General features: G+C 52.8%; 11 protein-coding genes. 2 read left to right on the top strand and 9 right to left on the bottom strand.

Annotation, left to right across the window (positions count from 1 at the left end):
* Positions 1-43 precede the first annotated feature (43 nt).
* Together lepB and E7746_RS13100 are read left to right on the top strand one after the other, a co-directional pair.
* The gene (gene lepB / locus E7746_RS13105; protein WP_202877186.1) at positions 44-1,447 is read left to right on the top strand and encodes a signal peptidase I; all 1,404 of its coding nucleotides are present in this window, start codon (positions 44-46) and stop codon (positions 1,445-1,447) included.
* The gene (locus tag E7746_RS13100; protein ID WP_136411092.1) at positions 1,444-2,049 is read left to right on the top strand and encodes a WbqC family protein; all 606 of its coding nucleotides are present in this window, start codon (positions 1,444-1,446) and stop codon (positions 2,047-2,049) included. The genes lepB and E7746_RS13100 overlap by 4 nt, the downstream gene beginning before the upstream one ends.
* Here E7746_RS13100 and E7746_RS13095 read toward each other — a convergent pair.
* From E7746_RS13095 to E7746_RS13055, 9 genes are all read right to left on the bottom strand, one after another.
* A complete protein-coding gene (locus E7746_RS13095) occupies positions 2,046-2,816 on the bottom strand; it encodes a hypothetical protein (RefSeq protein WP_136411091.1) in 771 nt (256 codons plus the stop codon). The two genes, E7746_RS13100 and E7746_RS13095, sit on opposite strands and share 4 nt — an antisense overlap.
* A gap of 134 nt (positions 2,817-2,950) precedes the next feature.
* Positions 2,951-4,384: an alpha-amylase family glycosyl hydrolase gene (locus E7746_RS13090; protein ID WP_136411090.1), complete on the bottom strand. Its 1,434-nt coding sequence runs from the start codon at positions 4,382-4,384 to the stop codon at positions 2,951-2,953.
* A 164-nt stretch (positions 4,385-4,548) separates the two neighbouring features.
* Positions 4,549-6,582, bottom strand: coding sequence for a DUF4906 domain-containing protein (locus tag E7746_RS13085; RefSeq protein WP_136411089.1), 2,034 nt, complete (start codon positions 6,580-6,582; stop codon positions 4,549-4,551).
* Positions 6,583-6,616: 34 nt separating this feature from the next.
* Positions 6,617-9,052: a fimbrial tip adhesin FimD gene (gene fimD, locus E7746_RS13080; protein WP_136411088.1), complete on the bottom strand. Its 2,436-nt coding sequence runs from the start codon at positions 9,050-9,052 to the stop codon at positions 6,617-6,619.
* A gap of 4 nt (positions 9,053-9,056) precedes the next feature.
* Positions 9,057-10,727, bottom strand: coding sequence for a hypothetical protein (locus E7746_RS13075; protein ID WP_136411087.1), 1,671 nt, complete (start codon positions 10,725-10,727; stop codon positions 9,057-9,059).
* 46 nt (positions 10,728-10,773) lie between these two features.
* The gene (locus tag E7746_RS13070; RefSeq protein WP_136411086.1) at positions 10,774-11,817 is read right to left on the bottom strand and encodes a FimB/Mfa2 family fimbrial subunit; all 1,044 of its coding nucleotides are present in this window, start codon (positions 11,815-11,817) and stop codon (positions 10,774-10,776) included.
* Between the two features lie 150 nt (positions 11,818-11,967).
* Positions 11,968-14,139 (bottom strand): fimbria major subunit, encoded by a 2,172-nt coding sequence (locus E7746_RS13065; RefSeq protein ID WP_136411085.1) that lies wholly within the window; start codon positions 14,137-14,139, stop codon positions 11,968-11,970.
* A 45-nt stretch (positions 14,140-14,184) separates the two neighbouring features.
* Complete coding sequence (locus E7746_RS13060) at positions 14,185-15,624, bottom strand: DUF3868 domain-containing protein (protein ID WP_168184397.1); 1,440 nt, start codon at positions 15,622-15,624, stop codon at positions 14,185-14,187.
* 41 nt (positions 15,625-15,665) lie between these two features.
* Positions 15,666-16,244 carry a DUF3575 domain-containing protein gene (locus E7746_RS13055; RefSeq protein WP_136411083.1) on the bottom strand — a complete coding sequence of 193 codons (579 nt, stop codon included), beginning with the start codon at positions 16,242-16,244 and terminating at the stop codon, positions 15,666-15,668.
* Positions 16,245-16,678 lie beyond the last annotated feature (434 nt).

The following is a 16,678-nucleotide window of genomic DNA, read 5'->3' as shown; positions in this document are numbered from 1 at the left end:
GGCTGAAAACAATCAATCCTTTGCCGACGACCTGCGTCGGCGCATACGCGAAACCAAGACCACGCGCTGGATACGCTTCACGATAGTAGCCCTCATCTTCATAGCATGGGTGGCATGGCTCGGCAGTTGGTGGGTACTCATATTCCTGCCTTTGCTCTTTGACATATACATAACGGGCTACATCCCCTTCACCTGGTGGAAGAAGAGCAAAAGCAAGAGCGTGAGGGCCGTGATGAGCTGGGTCGACGCAATAGTCTACGCCCTGATACTGGTCTACTTCATCTTCACATTCGTAGGACAGAACTATCAGATACCCTCATCGTCACTCGAGAAGTCGCTTCTCGTGGGCGACTACCTGTGGGTAAACAAGATGGCCTACGGTCCGCGCGTGCCAATGACCCCCGTGCACTTCCCGCTCGTGCAGAACACGCTCCCGGTCATCAACACCAAGAGCTACACCGAGTGGCCCAAGTGGGGCTACAAGCGACTGAAGGGACTGGGCAAGGTGGAGCGCGGCGACATTGTCGTGTTTAACTTCCCCGCCGGCGACACGGTGACAACCAAGGTTACCAATCCCGACTACTACACGCTCGTGGAGATGCTCGGCCGATTTGCGGTGCATAACAACAAGGAGCAGTTTGGCGATGTGATATACCGCCCTGTCGACCGTCGCGAGAACTATGTGAAACGCGCCGTGGGACTGCCCGGCGAGCGCATAAAGATTGTTGACGGAGTGATCTACATCAACGGTGAGGCCATCGAGCAGCCCGAGAACGTGCAGTTTAACCACTTCTTCCAGGTGCGCGGCGGATTGACACCCGACGACTGGGAACGCCTCGGCATCAGTGTCGCCGACCGCAATCAAGTGCCTGTGAATCCCGCCGACATCGCAAACATAACGGCACTCGGATTCTCGGTCAACCCCGACGGAACAGTGCCGCCAATATATGTGGCACCGCTCACTCCGGCAATGAAGAGCGCCCTTGAAGCCGACAACCGCGTGACAAAGGTGATGAAGGTACCCGCCTCGGAGCAGGTGGCCATGTTCCCCGCCGGCGCATCGGAGGGCTGGACCCGCGCCGACTACGGTGAGCTATGGATTCCCGCCAAGGGAACGACAATCGACCTGACGCCTCGCACATGGGCCATGTATGAGCGCTGCATCCGCAACTATGAAGGCCATGACGACGCCTACATCAAGGACGGCACGGTCTATATCGACGGAAAACCGGCCAAGACCTATACATTCGGCATGGACTACTACTTCATGATGGGCGACAACCGCGACAACTCGGCCGACTCGCGCTACTGGGGCTTCGTACCCGAGGACCACATCGTGGGCAAGCCGTGGAGAGTAATCGTGTCGTTTGACAAGGACAAGAGCATTTTCAACGGCGGAATACGCTGGAACCGCATTCTTAAAGCCGCCAACCCCGACAAGCAGTGACATCGCCCCTTATACGATACCCCGATACTACATTGGTGCTTCCGCCGGTCTACTGCGGAAGCATCCGCTACTATGCGGCTATGGCCATGTATGGTGCGGTGACAATCGACACGCAGCGGCGATTTAACAAGCGTGCCAAGGAGTGTCACCGATGTACCATCGAGGGCGCCAACGGCGTGCAGCGGCTCACCGTGCCGCTGGAGAAACCCACTGAGTGGCACTCGACAAGATTGTGTGACGTGAAGGTGTCGAGCCACGGCGACTGGTGGCACGTGCATTGGGGCGCAATATTTTCGGCCTACGGGCGCACTCCCTTCTTTGAATATTACGCCGACGACCTGATGCCGGCGTTCAGCGGCGACATAGAGAGTCTTGTTGAGCTTGACGCGTCTATTGACCGATTCTGCCGAAACGCTCTCGGCATCAATCCGCGCGAAGTGACACTTGACGATGCGACATCCACGCTGCCTGAAGTGCGTGATGTGGAGTATTATCAGATATGGGCTTCGCGCTACGGCTTCACGCCGGGGCTGAGCGTGCTCGACCTTATATTCAACATGGGCCCCGAAGCACCTCTCGTGCTGAAGGCTATGCAACCCTAAAATTCATCAGGCGACACTACAATGTCGCAGCTGTCGCCGGTCAGCGCGCTCCTATATCTTATGACAAGGTTTGCACCGGCCTCCATAAGAATTTTCTTGAGATCGTCAGCCTCGACCTGCGACACAGTGTCGCTTTTAATCATTTCAGAATGTTCATGAATGTCACACAACAAAGCAGGCATATCATGATCCTCAAGCATATAATTTATAATGACGCAATTATCACCCCATTCATAGCTCGACAATGTAATAAGATCGTCGATTTTTTGTGGCGTGTCGCAGTTTAAGATCAGCACCATCGCCTCAAGAGTCATAGCCCACCGCTCGGAATCGCTTACATGATAATCATACAGGCTTTTCAACTCATTGAGATTCAGTCCATAGCTTATAGAATCGCCCGAATCGACATAAAAACAGAAGCTGAACATTGCACCAGCATCAATAATGTTCTTTAAAAGGAATCGACGCTCGGAGCCCACAATATAACGTGTCATGACGAGATTGGCATAACTGTTACCTTCATCCCTTAGAAACATCCACAATGGAAACTTATCGGTGTTGACCAGAACCATGGCCGAAAAGATGTTTTCATCCCTATCGTATGAAAATGATGTAATTGTCGAAGCAATGTCGAGCTCAAAGGGACATACATTGGTAGCCACTTTGGCATTTTCTACGAGTATGTCGCATGCCTCACGGGCAGTATAAGCCGACAACCGAGTGACGGCAAGCGCAAGTGTGACAATGAGTAGTACTATTCTTTTCATGGGCTGATTTATTTGATATACTAAAATAACGAATATCGACATATCGACAAAATCTGACATAAAAAAAGGCCCCGTGACGCAGGCGTAATGGCCGTGTCACGGGGCTGTGATGTAATTATATGAAACAGGTGTTATCAGCGATTAACGTAGATGTAGTATTCGCCAGGGGCGAGCTTGACGGGGAACTCCTCGGTCTGACCGGTGAAGAAGTTAACCGTGGTGGCGTTTCGCTCGGGAGCCTTGTCCTTATAGGTTATGTTCTGAGTCTTGTTGCTAAGATTGGTGAACACGTAGACGGTGGTGTTGTCGACCGAGCGGCTGAATATATACAGGTCGTCGCTTGTGGTGGGGTAACGCACTATCTCGCCGCCATGCACTCCGGCCTGCAGCGCGGGCTGGGTGTGCTTGAGGTGATTGAGCTTCTGGTAGAACTCGAAGTAGCGGTTGCGCGGTTCCCATGTGGGAGGCACATCCTTCTTGAAGAATTCCAATGCGCGGTTAAGTCCCGTTTCCTGTCCGGTATATATGAGCGGCATTCCGGGAAGCGTGTAGCTCAGCACGGCAAATGCGTCGGCCAGATTTCCAAGGCGCTCCTGTGCGGTGCCTTCCCAAGAGTTGAGGTCGTGATTGGTTATCATGTTCATCAAATAGCTGTCGGTGGGATACTCTTCGGCCTGACGCGCAAGCAGTGAGTCGATTGCCACGGCCGACTTGACGGGGAATGTCTTTACGGTGCCATCCTCGCCCTTGAATGTGTATTGTCCCTGCGTAGCCGCGATTTCGCTGAAGAGGTCCTTCATGGGCCAGTTATAACCCATGTTGAATCCGTTGACCTGAAGTTCGGGCTTGCTGGCTTCGGCGAGCATGAACACTTCCTTTACCTCGTCGAGCTTCGGACGGGTTTCGTCCCAGAAGTCGGTAGGCACTTCACCCGCCACATCGCATCGGAAGCCGTCGACATCGACATCGGTGAGCCAGAATTTAAGCGCGTCGACCATTGCGGCACGCATCTCGGGATTATTGTAATCGAGTTTGTAGACATCGGTCCAGTCGTAGGGGCCTACCATGTTTCCGAGCGAGTCCTTCACATACCAGTCGGGGTGCTCGGTCACCCATGCGTTGTCGCGGCCTGTGTGATTGGGGACCCAGTCGAGTATTACCTTCATGCCGAGGTCGTGTGCCTTGTCGACAACCTTCTTGAACTGATCGATGGTGCCGAATTCGGGATTGAATGCCTTGTAGTCCTGCACGGCATAGTAGCTTCCAAGCTCTCCCTTGCGGCCGTCGACCGATATGGGATGGATGGGCATGAACCACAGAATGTCGACGCCGAGTTCCTTCAATCGCGGAAGTTCTCGCTCAAAGGCGGTAATTGTTCCACTGTCGGTGTATTGGCGCAGATTTACTTCATAGATGACAGCATTCCTGCTCCAATCGGGTTGCTTAAGATTGGTATAGGTACTGTCGGCCTGAGCGAGCGCCGCATCACTTTTTTTACGTGTAGTGCAACTCGCTACGATAAGTGCTGCCGCTCCGGCAGCCAAAGCTAAAAATAAAATTTTTCTCATGATTGTACCGTTTTTGAAGTTGTAATCGCAAATATAGCGATTATATCAAAAACCTACAATGCTTTGTTGCAACAAATTAACAAAAACGTTTGCGTGATATAAGTTTTTGGTCAAAAAAGAGCGGCTCCGGGAGGGAGCCGCTTGGGGTGTGTTTATGTGTGGGATCAGTTGTTGGGGGCGTTGGAGAGGGATTGGCCTCTTGTGCGGGTGAAGGTGACTTCGATTTTGCCATCGCCTCCCCTAAGCTTGAAGTAGGGATTGGTGACGCGCACTTTTGTAGTAGTGGTTCCGTTAGTGCCGATGCCGAGTGCCTCAAGCGAGGTAATAGTCTGCAATCTGCAACGCACCCGGTGAAGATATTTACCGTTGTCAGGATTTTTCGGATCGGCCGGAACCTTCACCGCCGTGGGATGCGATGCGTCGAGCACAGTATTGTAGTCGGTCCATGTAATCGGCTTTATATACTTGATGCGAGTGCCTATCACACCGTCAAACACCGAGGGGCCTGATGTAACAAGGAGCGTACCAATGGGGTTATTCTCGATGTTCTGTCGGTCAGATTCCAGTTCAAACGACAATGGGAATATAGCTTCAGGCAGATCCTCGGGGATGGTAAAGAATATGGTGAGCTTGGCACCGGCTCCGTCACCAACTTTGTTCTCGTAGGTCGTGTCATCGTAGGGAAACTGGCCGGGAAGGTTGTAGTTGCCGGCAAACACGCGCACATGGGCGGGATCAAGCTCCCAAGGTGTTCGCAACACAAGGTTGATCGTACGCCCGAGTCCTGTGTCCTTATTGATGATGGTGAAGCTCTGCTGCTTAGTTTCATCGGTGGGCGCATGAGTTTTTATCTCATAGAATTTCCACCCGGTGTAGTCGGCGGGCTCGCCTTTATCATTTACTGTGGGTGCCGTGGTTTCGGTGACGCTTTCGATAACATCGCCGAGGACAAGTCCCATGGTCGTGGGGTCGGTTACCGAAGAGTTGTCGACCGTTTCACCGGCCGTGCCGATGTTTTTAGCGTATTTGAAGCCGAACTTGATAGTGCGGTCGGCATCGGTGTTCTGTGTCACGACAGCGGTTGTGAAGTTGACCCACACCATGTCAGTGCCGTTGGAGATGTTGAGCATCTTGTTGGTTGTCACATCAAACGACAAGTTGTTGTAGACAACGCCGTCCATCGCCTCCTTGGCGGTGGCATAACCGCTTGCGCCCACACTCTTTATCGTGACGGTGTAGTTGAAGTTACGCAGCAGATTGTAGTATTTAAACACGCCGTCGGTATCCTGATACCCGAGGTCGATCTTGTAGTAGGACGACTCGCCACCGCTATATTGGCCCTTGACTATGACCAAAGTGCGGTTGACCGAGCTGAAGGGGCGCTCATATATATATTTAGGAGCAGTGCTGTAGGTCAATCCGCCGGGCTCATTGTCGGTGATGTTGGCGTTACCCGGCAACATTCCGCCATAACTGAGAGCCGAATAGTCGAACTGATTGCCCGAATCATCAAGATAGTCGGGAAATCGCATTGCTGTATAGTTCCACGGAGCCACCGAGCCCGATGTGGGAGTGTTGACCACAGCAAATCCTTCAAGCGTGAAATTGGCTGTAGCTTCGTTGACCACAGTGATTTTACCGAAGTTGCGAATCAACGGCACATTGGTGAGGGCATTGATAGTGGCCTGTGAAGTGGTCCACACATCGCCGGTCATGGTGCCATAACCTGAAGGGAACTCGAGTCGTCGCCAATAGGCTTCGTTGCCGCCGCTCGTGGTGAGGCCGGGAATCAGCGTACCCTCGGAGCCGTAGGTGAAGTCGAGGTCTACGCTGCTCGGCACGGCTATAAGGTGGAGCACCTTGGGCTCGACGCTCTTCTTCAACGTGACATTGAAGGTGACCAGATTGTTGCCTGCCCGCTCGTTTTCAGCCCTATATAAATTGGAGAAGAAGTTGTTGAGCGGCTCATCGCCGTTCATGTCAAACTCGGCGAGATAAAGCTTCAACCCGGCATAGTCGGGTGAGTCGCCCATGGCACGGCTTCCGGCCGGCATAATGTCGGGCATAGCCACCGAAGCCGTTATAGTGAATGTTTCGCCGTCGTTGTCGCCCGCGCCGGGAGCCGGAACGATGTCATCGCTACAGCTCCACAGCCCGAAAAGGGCGACAACCACCATGATATTTTTAAGAAGTTTCATATTGTGTCAAATATCTTAATATCGTGATTATCGGTTAATTGGTCGGATTAGGATTAGTGCGCTCACGGTCGCCCCAAGTGAAGCTATATCTTCCATTATTGTTTGGAACAATAGTATCATTTCCCCAATACCATTCATCGTAAACGCAACGAACAGATGCTGATCCATTAGTGTCTGTTGGAACTGTAAGCTTTCCATTAGTCATGGTTGTAGATACAACACCTTGGGCTGACATATATTCAATATCAGTATTAAACAATTTAGGGATTCGTCCCTTTTGAGATTGATACATAATGAATTCAATTTCAGCAACAGTAGGTACTCTCCATCGACCTGCAGGATAACCTAACTCCTGATATGATGCGCAACGTCGTTGATCTTGAATATATGTATTAGTAGTTTCACATACACCATAAGATGATGCAACTCTGATTTTAGGAGCAATCCAATTAGCTTTATCTGTCCCACTCTCTGTAGGATAGTAATATTTTAATTGTCTGCGAGTTCCTGACATGTCATTAGCAAATGCCCAACCGTCAGCGGGGGCAGAATCGGCATCTGTTCCATTAAAGTCGTCCTTGCTTGTAAGATTATTTATTGTTAGACTACGAGGATCTCCAATTATATAGTCGGTACTCGAATCAAACTGTGTAATATTTATCACATATTGGTTGGGATTGGAATTAGTCACATTTGAATAAGAAAGGCCATAGGTCATATACCATTTATAACGATCTCCATACCAATTTGCTTGATATCCATTAACAAACATATTACCTTGTACAGCAGATGCCCCTTTTACAGGATAATTCTGTCTGGTTGTGATATACATCTGCGGATATTGGGTAATCGTTATTGTCTTTGTAAAATTGGCAGCATCCGGCTTTCCTACTTTATCAGTGTGCACAATCGTGATTGTAATATCATAACGTGAATATGCCGGATCATTAGAGGGACGATAATACCAAATAGAATTAATAGCTGTATTAACGGCATTATCCGATCTTAAGTTTGTCAAACTTACAGATTCATTACGTTGATTATACGGATTCCATACAACAAGTTTATGACTGAAGTTTATTCCGGTTGAAGGGTTAACCTGGTCAACCTTGTCAGGATTCAAGAAATCACAAGTCCATATATTGCCATAGCCAGGCGTTTGAGTATTTTCATATTGAGTCGTGGTTATGGTGATGGGTTTCTCATTTCCTTGCGATGTAGTGTAATAGCGATAGTAGGTCATCTCCACATTGGTAACCGTTGTGGGGTGCGAAGTGTAGACGGGGATAAATGTAGACTCGATGTTATCCATCGTGTAGTGATTTTGGTCGACAACGAGGTAGCGATAGTCGGCAATGTCGACATCGACAGGCACACTGCCCCACTCGGCTGCCGTGTAGCTGAGATCGTCAAGCGTAAAGGGCTCGTCGGGGGTGAAGCTGCCAAGTATATTCACATTAATCTTCACTCGGTAGTGGATGTTGCGTCCAATGGTGTTGCCGGTGCGAATCACGGGCACCATGTAGTAGCAAGTGCGGTAGGAGTCCTCGCCGTCAAGCTTCCAGGGCACCATAAGGGTCATATAGGTCATCGGCGATTCACTGTCGTCGGGGTTCCACTCGTTGGGATAAGTGTAGAATGGGCTCGTGAGCTCATAGGTGAACTTGGTGTCGGTGCCCGCCTCGAGCTTGCGCTGACGATGTGTCTGATTCTCCGATACGGTGGTGGTGTTGTAGTAGTCGCCTGTAACGAGAGTGTGGGTCGCCGGATTGACGGCCGAGCTTTGGACTCCGTTGGTGATGAGCACGCTCATATTGGTGCGCTCGGAACGCCACACCTGACCGTCGACGGTGATGCTCTCGGGCACGTTGACGGCAATTGTAATCTTGGATGCTGCACGCTGAAGGTCGATTTTTCCCGACACGCTTTCAGCGGTGGTGCCGGAATTGAGGAGAGTCACGGTGTTATCGCCATCCATGACAAATGAGCTCTGCACATTGCTCGTGGCGAAATCGGATGTAACGGCGATGGCCCTGATGTCGCTGACGCTCATGCCGTCGGTGACCGACGACGGCCCGTCGGGGAGGTTGGCCACGACATAAGCCTTGCAAGTAACGGCATTGTCGGGAAAGAGGGCATTGCGCATGTCGTCGGTCAACTTAACTTCGAGAACCTCGGTCGAGCCTGTCAATCCGCTAAACCTCTGTGTAAGCACCGGAGGCATGTCGTCGGTACTCGTTAACGTAGATAGACACAACACGGCCGAGGATATTAGATTTTCATTAAGCTTGTCGACCTCCCCGGCACGCGAACCGTGGGACGAAGAGCTAAGCCTTATCTTGATGTAACCTGCACCGCCGTCGGAATCGGGCCCGTTGAAGCTGTCGTCGGAACAAGCCGCAACGGCAAGCAGCAAAGCGGCTGCCAGAGTGAGGTAGAATCGATTTATAAGAAATCTATATAGAGTCATTTTATTATAGCTGAGAGTTCTGGATGATTGTGAAGTATTTGCTGTCGCCGTATTTTCCGGCACACACATCGGCTGTCATCGTTCGTCCGTCGAGGGTTGTCACGATAATCTGCAGTCGGGTCCTGTTGGTTTCCTTGGGGGCGGAGTCGGTTGCCGTGATTGTGAGGTCTATGGCATTGCCATCGATGGTTCCGCTCACATCGTCGACCTGATTGCCGGCCGAGTCGATGAACTTGAAGGCATCGCGGTCGGCGGTTTCGGGCACGAGAATGGCACGCCATGTGGCTCCGAGAGGTGACGAGAGGGTAAATGAGCACTTGGCGGGCGTCATGTCGCGCATCATCACCAGTCGAGCGGTGTTTTGGTCGATTGACTGATAGGTGTTCTCGACCCACTTTATTTCGCCTCCGTCGGCGAGTCCGGGATTCTGATCATAGTTCCACTCGATGTCCTCCTGAGTCCAGGGGAGCGCGGTTACGGTAATCTCGGCGGGAACACCGATGTTGACCGAGTTGACGCGGATGCGGTAGATGTGGTTGCGGTAGAGGTTGACAAATCCGAAAGGCTTTCCGTCGTAGCCCTCAAGGGGAATGGTGTAGTCGAGCCACTCGGCTTCGGGGGTCGATGCCGAAGGCTGCACCTTGAGCCTGATGCATGGTGTTGTTGAGCTGATTGACTGCTCGGGGCAATAGGAGCGGAATATCTTAAGCGTTTCACGCAGCGAAGCGCCGTTGACGGTGTGGGTGAGCGTTCCGGTGAATGAGCGCATGTTGCGCACGGCCGGAGTTTCGCCGGCATCGCCCAGGTTGTTCTTGTCGACCTGGTTGCCGTTGATGTAGGTGAGCGCATCGGCGGGAAGCAGCTTTCCGTTGACAACCGAGTAGTCGAGCCATGCGTCGGCGATCTTGGGGAATCCCTCGTCGTCGCGGTCGGCAATGCCGTCGAGCAACTCAACCTTCACGACGGCACGCAGCATCGACACGCTGCCAAGGTAGATGGTCTGCCACGTTTCGGTGTCGTAGAGCTCCTTGGGGTTTACCTGAAAAACCGCCGTGCCAAACATGGGGATGTATAGCCCGCGACCTGTAGCCGAGGGGAGGTTGGCGGGATCCCAGGTGGCGGGCAGAGAAAACTGCTTGCTTTCGAGCTCTCCGATGACCTGAGCGTAGGTGGACCCGTAGTCAAGCTGCGGATAGGCGTAGGGGTCGGTGCCCGATGTGTTCATGTTGGCCACGGCGAGAATGCGAATGGCTATGCGGTCGGGGCTGTCGGGGTCTACGGCAAGCTGCTTGTAGTCGATTTTGAGGTTGACGGTGTAGCCGCCGCCCGAAGCACCGGTGAGCGAGTAGAAGTCGTCGTCCTGAAGCGGGCGATAGCCGAGGCGGTCGTCGGCAAACACGTAGAACGCAACATCCTTGGTGTTGATCGAGCTTTCGTTGATGTCGGGATTCTCGTCGGGCGATGTCACGTGGTCGTCATGCCCGGCACGCGACACGTTTCCGTCGCTGATGCGAAACGAGAAGGTGACGGTGTTGTCCATGCTGCCGGGATTTTCGCCGGCACCGGGCTCCAACGCAGGGTCGGCATCGGAACAGGCGTTAAGCCCTGCCGCAACCGCCAAGGCGGCAATCATCAGGCCACAAGCCCTGAGATAATATAGTCGTCGTGTATTCATTATCATTTACGCTTATAAAAAGAGAGTGGCTGATTTAGCGTTGTTGTTACATTTCGGTGTCCTGCGGGGGCACGATGGTCCAGTTGTTGATCATGATTCCGGCGGCGGTGTACCAGTTGCTGTCGGCATCGATGAAGAACACGAGGTTGAACTCGTCCATGCGGTCGAGATACTCCTGGTCGGAGTAACGCTCGTTGTAGTGGCCCTTGACGAGTAGGAGGTAGTCGATGAGCGGGATGCGTATAATGTCACGGTCGTCCCAGTTGCGGTGTACGGTGAGCACGGTGTTGTGTCCGGCACGCAGACGCGATGTCGACATTTCAAAGAGCAGCGACGCCACCGAGGTTATGGCGCGTCCCGAAGCGTCGGTGCGCGAGCCTTCGGGCATCGTGACCTGACCGTAGTTGACATACCACGGGCGGTAGTCAAACCAGGGGCCGTCCATCACGTCGTTGTTCCAGTCGAGGTGCTGATTGTTGTCGGTGATGGTTACCGAGAAGTCGCGCTGCTCGATGGGCGAGCCGTCGAGGTGCTGCAGCATGAGGCGCACTGTCTTGGTGTCCTTCATCAGGGGCAGCGTTACGGTCTGCACCACGTGCTCGGTTTCGGAGCTGATGAGCGTCACATCCTCAAGCAAGCCGTGGAATAGCCCGGGCAGCTCGCTGTCGACATATAGTTTTCCGTCACCGTCGCCGAGAGTGGCGAGCGTCACCTTCAGCTCCTCGATCGACGATGGAGTGTAGGTGGCGAGCTTGAATGGGTCGCCGGTGGAGAATCCGCACCAGGCAAGGAAGTCGTAGCGTCCCGGAGCGAGCTCGGCCTTCATCACATAGTCGGGCGACTCAAGCGCTTTTCCCGCCTCGCTGCCGGTCCACGCGAGGCGACCCTGCGAGTCAAAGGCCCACACGTTGACCGAATGAACCTGTCGGTTGAAAGCATCGGCTTCAAGGATATTGTAGTCATACTTGAACTTAAGCTGATAAGTCATGGTACATGGCTCGACATCCTCGGTGACCAAGCCGCAACCCGACATTAAAGCCATTGCTCCAATGAGCAGGGGGCTCAAGAATCGTGAAATAGATCGTAACATTGTTGAAATGCAGTAATTTAGTTTATTTTTTATTGGTGACCGCAGGTGGTAGTCATCCACCTGCGACCTTAGGTTTTGAAAACCGACGCGGACCACAGTCGGTCAACGGTTGAGCGCCCGTGGCGCGCGGCGGCTTAGATGATTGATCGATTAGAGTTCAACATTCTGGGTGGGAACGATGGCCCAGTTGAGGATGTTGAGTCGATAGGCCACGAAGTAGTCGGTTGTTTCAGCCGGCGGAACTGTGGGGTCGGTAGGATCGGCGATAGCGGTTCCAAGACCCTTTATCGTGGTGACATTGATAGAGTAAACGTGGTTGCGCACAAGGCCGAAGTCGCCCACCATCACGTTGTTCCAGTTGATTGTGGTGTTGTCGGTGTAGGTTGTAGCTCCACCTTCGGGAGTTGTTGCCGTGCGGTTGAGATTACCCTTGCGGTACCATCCGAGGTGCTTGATGGGGATGTTGAAGTAGGCGCTTGCCTGGTTGTAGTAGTCGGCGTAACCTACATTCTGCGAGATAATCTTGTTGACATCGGTAAGGTTGGCGGTGGTAACAGGAACATAGCTGTTGCCTGAAGCGTAGCACAGTGTGAAACCGGCAGCTGTAGTCTGGTCGGCGGTAGGAGCGGCATTCAACTGGATAGTGCGACGACGGGCGGCAAGCTTAACCTGATCCTCGACAGCCTCACCGGTAACACCTGTGGTGAGAACAGCATCGACGGGACGCTTGATGGTAAGGTTGGATACAAGATACTGAAGATCGGGAGTTTTGCTCGGGTCAAACTGAGTAAAGACATAGGGATCCTCGGTAGTGCCTTCACCTGTACGCTTTACCAAAACAGAGAGCTGATTGATGAAGCGGCGAAGCATACTTGTACCGCCGTTAACAGCCGAGTTACCATTAGCAGCACCTGTGGCATCGGTTTCCTTACTTACAACATCGAAGTAGATGTTGGCGTTGCCGTCGGAATTCTTCATGTAGGTGTAGAATGAAGTATTGGCAGGAAGAGCTGTGGCACCCGTTGTTGTGGGAGTGATTGTGTACTTACCGTAGAGGGCAATCGACGGAACTGCAGCAGCGGGATTCTTTGAAGTCAATCCCACGGTTCCGGTGGTTGTTTCACGTACATAATCGGTGAGCTTGGCAGGAGTTTCGCCTACCGCATTGACAGGATTACCGTAACCGCCTGTACGAACCTGATTTTCGGTCAAGTAGATAAGCTCATACTTGTCGGGGTTAGCAGGATCGATATCGCTTGCAACTTCAGGATACTGTGTAGAGTAGTAAGCGGGTGAGCAGCCCCAGAATGAACGATGCAAGCCTGCGTTGTTCCAAGCCCACTGATTGGCTTCGGTCAGAATTGTTCCGGCACCCTCGGTAGCAGTGGCAAATCGCTTGTTGATGATGTTGTTGGCATCGGCCAATGTGTAGTTGCTACCAAGGATAGTACCGTTGGCAGCCTGTGCGCGATAAGACTTGGTGATGTAGGATGTCTTACCCTCGGCATTTACGACCCAGTATTCGGGCACAAATTTAAGGGTGAATTTTTGGGTTCCTTCACCTGCGGCATAACCGGGGATAGCCGCATCGGTCTGAGTTACCGCGAATTTAACCTTGGCGGCATAACGCTCAACATAGATATTCACCTTGGCTGTTTCGCCGTCCTCTTCAGCTTTCTCCTTGGCCTCAGCCTCGGTATCAAAGAGCTGACCCTCTTCAATTTTAGTAGCGCGAACAAGATTACCGTCAACATCATAGTAAACCGAGTTACTCATGGGGAAACGCATGTTAGCACCGGTACCGGTAGTAACCTCCTGACGGGTAAGAGTTTCGATATAGTCGATGGGGTTCTGGATGTTGGCCGGAGTTACGGGGTTGACATAGCACATCACAAACTTGGGTTCGTGATCGCCCTTGCGAACCGAAACGGGCACAACTGAAACATAGCTTTTCAGTACTGAACCTGTTGCATCGGTGGTAACATTGTTGGAGAATGTTGAAACAACAGCGATTTCACCCACCTGCTTTCCGGGCTTTCCGGTGCCGGTTTTTCCGTCAGGGCCCAACTCCTCTTCATAGAATACGAAATAGGCAGTACCTATCTGCGACTCTATCGCTTCACCAGCTTCAAATCCGGGATTGTCACCGCCCTCATAGGCACGTGAGCCGAAACCGTTGGTCGACGAGATGGCCACGTTGAGATACATCGTGTGGTCGATTTCAGCGACATCGCTTCCGCCATTGTCAAGCTTGTCGTCAGAGCATGAGGCAAGTCCTAAAGCGAGCATTGCCGCAGCCCCTAATAATTTGATAGTTTTCATTTTGTTGAATTAATAAATGATTGTGTTAAATGAATGTTATCGTGATTAGTTTTCAGTCTTTGAGTTTCGTGCCGACCATTCGACCCACTCGTCGAGCGACTTGATAGCAGCGTCGGCCTCGGCAAGGCCCATCTGCGAAGCCTTTACGAGCAGATTGCGCGCCGAAGTGCAGTCGCCCTGCTTGGCGGCGAGGATTCCTCGTGCATATACAGCCTCGGCCGAGTCGCCGGCCTTGGGCAGATAGCGTGCCGCATTGTCGAGGTCGTTAAACGACAGTGCCGTAACCGCCGCGTTAAGGTTGGCCTCGGGAGCGTCGGGATAGAGCCTTACAGCCACCTCAAATACCTCGCGGAAGCGGGCCGAGTCGCCGGGAATGCTGCGCGCGAGCAGATACATTTCATGAAGGCTGAGCTTGCGCGGGTCGCGGGCCATAACCTCGGCTATCTTCTCGGGGTCGGTGAACGACGACACCACATAGTCGATGGTGTAGTCGCTGTGACGCAGTGCGGGGTACACATTTTCAAGCAGATAGCGGTACTGGGCGGGGTACTTCGACTTGATTTTCCACTCGCGGGCATCGGGGGTGATGTCGCTCAGCGCGATGATGTCGAGCAGAGCATCGCGGTTGTCGATCGACGATTGCTCGACCCAACGACGCAGGCCGTCCCAGTCCTCGGCTACCGAAGCCGAGCGCAGCACCTCGGGCGAGAAGTCGTAGAGGCCGCGCACATAGCCGGTGAGCGCCTTGGTGCGACCCTCGGCGAGGCGCGCATTGTTGTCGTAGGGACCATCGGGCGACGCATAGCCGGTGATGGTTATGCGCTCGATGCGCGAGTCGGGGTCGTTCTTGATAAGGTCGATGGTGTCGCGTATACCGGCCAGCTCCTGCGGATTGCGGCGGTAGGCGGGGTCGATGTCGGTGCGGTTGACGCGGAAGTCGATGTAGGCCGACCCCTTGGCCGAGCGCTCCTTGCGCGCCTCGACACGGGGAGTCACATAGGCCCACTGCGGAGCAAACGTGCGCTCGCGGAAGTCGAGCTGAGCCAGATCGGAAGTCGACGGAGAGCCGAGCGACAATCCGCAGCCACACTCGTCCTCGGCCATCGACAGCATGGCGTCGGCCATCCACCGGCGGTAGGGAACGATAGCCTGATAATCTATTGTGTGTCCGGCACGGGTGAGCGTAGCACCCTCGTCGATGTCGTTGTGACGCTGATGCTGAATGTAGCGGTTGCGTCCCGCAGCAATTACCTGTGGCAATTCCACGACGCTGTCGCCAGCCGTGATTACGGGGATAAACGTGATTTCGCGGTCGCTCTTTAGCTTAAGCCCCGTGAGGTCGAGCGTCATGTTGACGAGCAGACTGTTGTCGGTGCGCTCGACGCTGAGATTGGTCACCCTTTCATCGGACGACGGAATTACTGCGCCCATGCAGGGCAAAGCCATGGCCATGAGCCAGGCCAGGCCTGTTATCTTTAGCTTCATAAGTGAGTGAATGATTGTCGTTTTTTTTCGAGAATTGATAATCAGAATACATACACGAGGTTGATAGCCGCCTTGGTGGGACCGAAATAGTTGTGGTGTCCCTTGCCGAGGCGACGGCCGCAGCTCGCGCAGTTGTAACGGTCGTAGCCGGTGTGGATCCATCCCACGCCAAGCTCGGCCTCGATGTTGAAGTGACGGCTCACAAGCCACAAGTAGCCGTAGGCCACGCCAAGTCCGGCATACCAGCCCTGATAGCGATGATCGCGCACGGCCCCGAAGTTGGTGCCAAGCAGCTTGAAGTCAAGGTCGACATTGCCCACATTGTACTGTCCGCCAAGGGCATGCGTGGCCACAAAGTGCCCGCCAAGAGCTTCGCAGAACCAATAGCGCACCTCGGGCTGCACCATCCAGTGCTTCCACTTCTTGCCTTGGTCAAGGGTCCATGCGTTGAGATTGCCCGAGAGGTCGAGCGACCAGCGGGGGGCGAATTGGACTTCGGCACCGAGATTGACTGTGAAGAGTGCGTCATAGACGAGATTGGTCTTTAATGCCACCTCCTGAGCCTTCATGGTGTGGGCCGAAGCCAGTAGTGCAAATAGCAAAAAAATAAATTTCCGCATTTTTATTTACATTTTTCAAGAATGAATAACAATAACCGTGTATAGATCAGATGATTGGTTTGCAATCGACTAATGTGTAAAAAACAAAACAATTTACGACCACCAAGCATCTCTTGCTTAGAGATACTCCCAGCCATTCAACAGACTAATAGCAAGCATATTAACCACGTGCAAACAAATCACCAAAGCACCCCGACGAGGCCGCGACAGCCACTCGCCCGCGCCACGCAGTTTAACGCCATCCAACACCGCAAAAGTTAAATTTAAGATTGTCACATCGGCATGTCGGCATAAAAAAATTTTTTGTCATCTAAGTCATTCATCATCTCGCCTTAAGCGCCCAAAATCACTCGCAAATAACTCGCTATCAATCAACATCTTATGGGGGGGGTAATTTTTAACATCGTCCTGCGAAGTCAAATTGTAACTTTAAC

Origin of the sequence: Muribaculum gordoncarteri (genome assembly GCF_004803695.1) — a bacterium.
Lineage (GTDB): Bacteria > Bacteroidota > Bacteroidia > Bacteroidales > Muribaculaceae > Muribaculum > Muribaculum gordoncarteri.
Note: the sequence above shows the minus strand (reverse complement) of the source record. Positions and strands in the feature narration are given on the sequence as shown.

Coding starts and splice junctions, on each gene's coding strand:
- E7746_RS13095 (WP_136411091.1), bottom strand. CDS start 2,816: ATGAAAAGAATAGTACTACTCATTGTCACACTTGCGCTTGCCGTCACT.
- E7746_RS13090 (WP_136411090.1), bottom strand. CDS start 4,384: ATGAGAAAAATTTTATTTTTAGCTTTGGCTGCCGGAGCGGCAGCACTT.
- E7746_RS13085 (WP_136411089.1), bottom strand. CDS start 6,582: ATGAAACTTCTTAAAAATATCATGGTGGTTGTCGCCCTTTTCGGGCTG.
- fimD (WP_136411088.1), bottom strand. CDS start 9,052: ATGACTCTATATAGATTTCTTATAAATCGATTCTACCTCACTCTGGCA.
- E7746_RS13075 (WP_136411087.1), bottom strand. CDS start 10,727: ATGAATACACGACGACTATATTATCTCAGGGCTTGTGGCCTGATGATT.
- E7746_RS13070 (WP_136411086.1), bottom strand. CDS start 11,817: ATGTTACGATCTATTTCACGATTCTTGAGCCCCCTGCTCATTGGAGCA.
- E7746_RS13065 (WP_136411085.1), bottom strand. CDS start 14,139: ATGAAAACTATCAAATTATTAGGGGCTGCGGCAATGCTCGCTTTAGGA.
- E7746_RS13060 (WP_168184397.1), bottom strand. CDS start 15,624: ATGAAGCTAAAGATAACAGGCCTGGCCTGGCTCATGGCCATGGCTTTG.
- E7746_RS13055 (WP_136411083.1), bottom strand. CDS start 16,244: ATGCGGAAATTTATTTTTTTGCTATTTGCACTACTGGCTTCGGCCCAC.